The 6,215-nt window shown below is 65.7% G+C and carries 5 protein-coding genes; 3 read left to right on the forward strand and 2 right to left on the reverse strand.

Annotated features, from left to right (window positions below):
- The first annotated feature begins 84 nt into the window (after positions 1-84).
- The 3 genes from QN358_RS18395 (at position 85) to QN358_RS18405 (ending at position 4,674) form a co-directional block, all read left to right on the forward strand.
- On the forward strand, positions 85-1,962 hold the full coding sequence (locus QN358_RS18395) for an ABC transporter ATP-binding protein (protein WP_323513218.1): 1,878 nt from the start codon (positions 85-87) through the stop codon (positions 1,960-1,962).
- Between the two features lie 90 nt (positions 1,963-2,052).
- Positions 2,053-3,417: a cystathionine beta-synthase gene (locus QN358_RS18400; protein WP_136643790.1), complete on the forward strand. Its 1,365-nt coding sequence runs from the start codon at positions 2,053-2,055 to the stop codon at positions 3,415-3,417.
- Positions 3,418-3,492: 75 nt separating this feature from the next.
- Entirely contained in the window at positions 3,493-4,674 is a 1,182-nt protein-coding gene (locus QN358_RS18405; protein ID WP_323513219.1) for a cystathionine gamma-synthase, read from the forward strand.
- Between the two features lie 82 nt (positions 4,675-4,756).
- Here the strand turns inward: QN358_RS18405 and QN358_RS18410 are convergent, their stop codons facing one another.
- Both QN358_RS18410 and QN358_RS18415 read right to left on the reverse strand, forming a co-directional pair.
- Positions 4,757-5,014, reverse strand: coding sequence for a hypothetical protein (locus QN358_RS18410; protein WP_136643788.1), 258 nt, complete (start codon positions 5,012-5,014; stop codon positions 4,757-4,759).
- Between the two features lie 132 nt (positions 5,015-5,146).
- The gene (locus QN358_RS18415; RefSeq protein WP_136643787.1) at positions 5,147-6,055 is read right to left on the reverse strand and encodes an ROK family protein; all 909 of its coding nucleotides are present in this window, start codon (positions 6,053-6,055) and stop codon (positions 5,147-5,149) included.
- Between the last annotated feature and the right edge of the window lie 160 nt (positions 6,056-6,215).

The following is a 6,215-nucleotide window of genomic DNA, read 5'->3' on the forward strand; positions in this document are numbered from 1 at the left end:
AGATGTGTATAAGAGACAGCCCTCCGCGGTGCGGCCGCCACCCACCCGGTGCCCGGCTCGAAAACGCGGGCGTAGGGTTGGCTCATGAGTGGTGTGGGCGGCAGGGTCGGGCACGGCGGCGGTGGCGGTCGCGTGGCCCGCGGTGACGTAGACGCCCAGCGCGCGAGAAACGCGGAGGCCCCCGTTGTGGAGCATCTCCTGCAACGCATTGCCTCATTGTTCGCACCCTACAAGCCGCAGATCACCCTCACCGTGATTCTGGTGCTGATCGCCGCCGCGCTCTCGGTGGTGCCGCCGCTGCTCACGCAGCGCGCGTTCGACCAGGGCCTGTTCCCGCCCGGATCCGGCCCGAACGTGCCGGTTCTGGCCCAGATTGTCATCGTGATGATCGTGCTCTACGTCACTTCGACCCTGCTCGGGGTGTGGCAGACCTACCTCACGGCGACCGTCGGCAACAAGGTCATGGGCGCGATGCGGGTTCGGCTCTTCACGCACCTGCAGGCCATGGAACTCAGTTTCTTCACGAAGACCAAGACCGGGGTCATCCAGTCGCGTCTGCAGAACGACGTGGGCGGGGTGGCGGCTGTGCTCACCAACACCATCTCGAGCGTGCTCGGCAACACGGTGACGGTCATCGCCGCCTTCGTGGCGCTCATTCTGCTCAACTGGCAGCTCACCATCGTCGCCGTCATTCTCATGCCGATCCTGGTGATCGCGCAGCGGCGCGTGGGGCAGGTTCGTGCGCGCATCGCCACGAAGACGCAAGAGTCGCTGTCAGACATGACGGCGATCACCCAGGAGACGCTGAGTGTTTCGGGCATCCTGCTGTCGAAGAGTTTCAATCGCCAGAACACCGAGATCGCGCGGTACTCGAACGAGAACGACAACCAGGTGTACCTGCAGGTCAGGCAGCAGATGAGCGGCCAGTGGTTCTTCGCCATGGTGAGCATCTTCCTGTCGAGCATCCCCGCCATCGTCTACCTCGTCGCCGGCTTTCTGCTCGGCAACGGGGCCACCGACATCACCGCCGGCACCATCGTGGCCTTCACCACAGTTCAGGCGCGCCTGCTGTTCCCGCTTCTGGGGCTGCTGCGCGTGGCGCTCGACCTGCAGACCTCGGGCGCGCTGTTCGCCCGCATCTTCGAGTACATGGATCTGAAGCCCGCCATCGCCGACCGGCCCGACGCGGTGACCGTGGCCGCGCATCCCGCCGCCGGCCGGGTCACGTTCGACAACGTGGTGTTTCGGTATGCCGACGCCTCGCCCGCGACGCGGCCGACGCTCGGCGGTATCTCGTTCGACATCGAACCGGGCCAGTTCGCTGCATTCGTCGGGCCCTCCGGTGCCGGTAAGACCACGATCTCGTACCTCATCCCGCGGTTCTACGAGGCGAGCGCGGGCCGCGTGCTGTTCGGCGGCGTCGACGTGCGGGGCCTCAGGCAGGAGTCACTCGTCGCCCACCTCGGCATTGTGAGCCAGGAGACGTACCTCTTTCATGCGACGATCGCCGACAATCTGCGGTATGCCAAACCCGAGGCCACGCTTGTCGAGCTCGAGGCGGCGGCGCGGCTCGCGAACATCCACGACCGCATCATGAGCTTCGACGGTGGCTACGACACCGTGGTGGGCGAGCGGGGCTACCGTCTCTCGGGCGGCGAGAAGCAGCGCATCGCCATCGCCCGCGTGCTGCTGAAGAACCCGGCCGTACTGATTCTCGACGAGGCCACGAGCGCTCTCGACTCCATCTCCGAACGCGTCGTGCAGAGCGCCCTCGACACCGCGGCCCGCGGGCGCACCACCATCGCCATCGCCCACCGGCTCTCGACCGTGGTCGCTGCAGACGTCATCTTCGTCATCGACGACGGTCTCATCGTCGAGCGCGGCACGCACGCCGAACTGCTGGGCGCGGGCGGGGTGTACTCGACCCTCTACAGCGAGCAGGTTTCGGCGAGTTCGTTCTAATCCTGTTGCGCTGACCCCGCCGTTGCCTCGTCTGCTCGGGGCCTCCCCGACGCCCCGTAACCTCGCAACCGGCGCTGGTAAGTTTGAGGGGTGAAGTACGCAGAGACAGTTCTCGACCTCGTCGGCAACACCCCGCTGGTCAAGCTGAACAAAGTGACCGAGGGTATCGCCGCCACCGTTCTGGCGAAGATCGAATACCTGAACCCCGGCGGCTCGTCGAAAGACCGCATCGCCACCCGCATCATCGATGCGGCCGAGCGTGACGGCTTCTTGAAGCCCGGCGGCACCATCGTCGAACCGACCTCGGGCAACACCGGCGTCGGCCTGGCGCTCGTGGCGCAGCAGCGCGGCTACCGCTGCGTGTTCGTGCTGCCCGACAAGGTGGGCGAAGACAAGCGCAGCGTGCTGCTGGCGTACGGCGCCGAGATCGTGGTCACACCCACAGCGGTCGCCCCCGATCATCCTGACTCGTACTATTCGGTTTCTGATCGTCTTGCTCGTGAGATTCCCGGCGCATTCAAGCCCAACCAGTACTCGAACCCCAACGGCCCGCTCTCGCACTACGAGAGCACCGGCCCCGAGATCTGGCGCGACACCGACGGCCGCATCACGCACTTCGTGGCGGGCGTGGGCACCGGCGGCACCATCAGCGGCACCGGCAAGTACCTCAAAGAGGTGTCGGATGGCCGGGTTCAGGTCATCGGCGCCGACCCCGAGGGGTCGGTCTACTCCGGCGGCACCGGGCGCCCGTACCTCGTCGAGGGCGTCGGCGAAGACTTCTGGCCCGCGGCCTACGACCCCACCGTGGTCGACCAGATCATCGCCTCGAGCGACGCCGAGTCGTTCGAGATGACCCGGCGACTGGCCCGCGAAGAAGGCCTGCTCGTGGGCGGGTCGAGCGGCCTCGCCGTGTCGGTCGCCCTCAAGGCGGCGGCGAATCTGCCCGCCGACGCGATCGTCGTGGTCTTGCTGCCCGACAGCGGCCGCGGCTACCTCGGCAAGATCTTCAACGAGAAATGGATGCGCTCGTACGGTTTCAGCCCCGAGCTCACCGAGAGCACCGTACGCGACGTGCTCGGCCTGAAGAACGGCTCGCTGCCCGACCTCGTGCACGCGCATCCGACCGACACCGTGCATGACGCCATCGAGATCATGGCGAAGTACGGGGTTTCGCAGCTCCCGGTTCTGAGCGCAGAACCGCCCGTGGTCATGGGCGAGGTCGTCGGTTCGCTGAACGAGGAGTCGCTGCTCGAGCAGGTCTTCAGCGGTGCCGCCTCGATGCCCGACCATGTGGGGCCCTTCGCCAGTGCACCGTTCCCGCTCATCGGAATCAACGAGTCGGTGAGCGCGGCGCGCCAGGCGTTCACCGGGGCATCCGCCCTGCTCGTGACCGACGACGGCAAACCCGTCTCGGTGATCACCCGGCAAGACCTGCTCAGCTTCTTGAGCGAATAAGCACTTCTGCACCCCCTCACCTGCCCGCTTTCGTAACATACGAATACTCACGCGCCCCCGGGCGTTAGGAATGTCATGCCCCAGTTAGACGCACCAACACCCGCAGCCCAGCCTCAGCGCTTCGAGACCGCCGCCATCCACGCCGGCCAGGAGTTCGACCCCACTACGGGTGCGATCATCCCGCCCATCTACCAGACCTCCACCTTCGTACAAGACGGCATCGGCGGCTTTCGCAACGGCTACGAATACACTCGCGGCGGCAACCCCACCCGCACCTCGCTCGAAACCCTGCTCGCCGCGCTCGAAGGCGCAGCGCACGGGTACTCGTTCTCCTCCGGCCTCGCCGCCGAAGACGCACTGCTGCGCGCCGTGCTCGAGCCGGGCGACCACGTCGTGCTCGGCAACGACGTGTATGGCGGAACGCACCGCCTGATCAACACCATCCACAGCAAGTCGGGCATCACCAACGACACCGTCGAGATGATGGACCTCGACGCCGTTCGCGTGGCCGTGGCCGCTGGCAACACCAAGATCCTCTGGCTTGAAACACCGAGCAACCCGCTCATGAAGATCAGTGACATCGCTGCGCTCGCCGAAATCGGTCACGCTGCCGGCGCCCTCGTCGTCGTCGACAACACCTTCGCCTCGCCCTACCTGCAGCAGCCCCTCGCCCTCGGCGCCGACGTCGTGGTGCACTCGACCACGAAATACCTCGGGGGCCACTCCGACGTGCTCGGCGGCGCCATCGTGCTGAACGATGAAGAACTTGCTGCCAAAGTAGGGTTTCAACAGTTCGCCGCGGGTGCCGTCTCGGGCCCGATGGATGCCTGGCTCACCGTTCGCGGCATCAAAACCCTCGCCGTGCGAATGGACAGGCACAGCGCCAACGCGCAGGCCATCGCTGAACACCTGGTCGGGCATCCGGCAATCGAGCGCATCTTCTACCCCGGCCTCGAGTCGCACCCGGGCCACGCGCTCGCTGCGACGCAGATGTCGGGCTTCGGCGGAATGCTCTCGCTGAGCTTCGTGGCCGGGCCGGCTGCGGCTCGCACATTCGCCGAATCGACCACGCTCTTTCAGCTGGCTGAGTCGCTCGGTGGCGTCGAGTCGCTCGTGGGATACCCCACCGAGATGACCCATGCATCGGTACGCGGTACCAAGCTCGAGGTTCCAGAGAACCTCATTCGCCTCTCGGTGGGCATCGAGAATGTGAACGACCTGATCGCCGACCTCGACCAGGCGCTGCCGAGCAGCTGAGGCCCGGCTTGGGCCGCTGATTATGGCGGCTCTTTTGGGCGGCTCTGCGGGCTAGAGGTCTGCAGAGCCGTACATCGGCGAGTTATAGATCGGCGGAGCCGTACGAGGTCTCATCGGGATTCGCGCCCTCGGCTTCGCTGTCGGCGGCGTCATCTTTCGCGAGAGTCGTGTCTGAGTCCTCTTTATAGAAGATCTGCTTCTCGTCGCGCTCGTTCTCGGCGTCTTCGGCCGACTCGCCCTCTTCGTCAGCCCGCGTGCGTGCGGTGAACGCTTCTTGGCCCGGAACATCGCGTGCGTCTTCAGGAAACTCGCTTGCCAGAAAACCGGGAATGTCGCCCATGGTGACGCCTTTCGATCATGTGCGCTGAGTGCGCTGAGTGCGCTGTTGCACGTGCTTCACGCTAGGCGGCGCCGCGCGGCTGGGCAAGGGGCTCGCTGTGGCCGAGTGTAGGTGGGCGCTAGTTCGGAGGTGCTACTCGCGGGTGAGCCAGGTCGCCGCACCCAGCAGCGGTGCCTCGTCGAGCAGCTTCGACGGACGCAACTCGATCGCCACTGCGAACTCGGGGTCGGCCTCGGCGATGCCTGCCCTGAAGGGCTGCTCGAGAAGATCCCACGAGCGGGAGATCGAACCGCCCGCCACCAGCACGCTTGCCTCGAACTCTGCGAGCCACGGGCCGAGCGCCGCACCGAGAGCGTGCATTGCGCCGTCGAGAACGACCCGGGCATCCGGCTCGCCAGCACGCGCACGCTCGGCAATGGTCTTCACTTCGACGCTGGTTGCCGTGCGGCGCTCGTACGCGGCGATGATCGCGCGCGTCGAGACAGCGTCTTCGAGGGGAGCGCCGTCGATCTGCAGCAGGTGAACGGTTCCGTTGGTCGGAACGTCTGCGCGGTGAGCGATCGGTTCGCCGCGGTCGAGAAAGGTGGAGCCGACCCCGGTTCCGAGGGTGATGCAGACCGCGCGGTTGTGGCCGCGGGCTTCGCCGAACATCCACTCGCCGATGCCGTATGCCGCTGCGTCGTGCAGAAAACGCACTCTCTCGGGTGCTGTGCCCAGCCTCTGTGCGAGCTCATGGCGCAGATCGACATTCGCGAGGTGTTCGAATTTCGCGACGTTCACGAAGGTACCGATTCCGCGCTCGAAATCGAACGGGTCGGGCATCGCGATGCCCCACCGTGTGTTCTCGATGTCGCCGAGCTCGCGGCACGCGTCGGCCCAGCCCGCAAGAATCTCCTCCGCGGGGCCGTGCGGGTCGATGTCGCGGCCGGAGGTCTGCGTGATGGTGGCCATGCCGTTCGCGAGTTCGACTGCGGCGGCGGTGATATGGCTGCCGCCGATGTCGATCACGTGAACGAGGTCGGCGGTTGATTCGGTGGTCACGGGATGATCGTTCCTTCGCTCGGGCGGGCCACGACGATTTTACTGGGCGGGGTGGTCGAAAAGTTTTTGAGATTTTTTTCTGCGGGGGTCGATTTGGGCCCTATTTGTTGAGTGAATGTCAGTGGTTGGTGGTTGACTTGGGTCATGAACGAATCGCCCA

The sequence above is a fragment of the Subtercola sp. RTI3 genome, assembly GCF_035018625.1.
Lineage (GTDB): Bacteria > Actinomycetota > Actinomycetes > Actinomycetales > Microbacteriaceae > Subtercola > Subtercola vilae.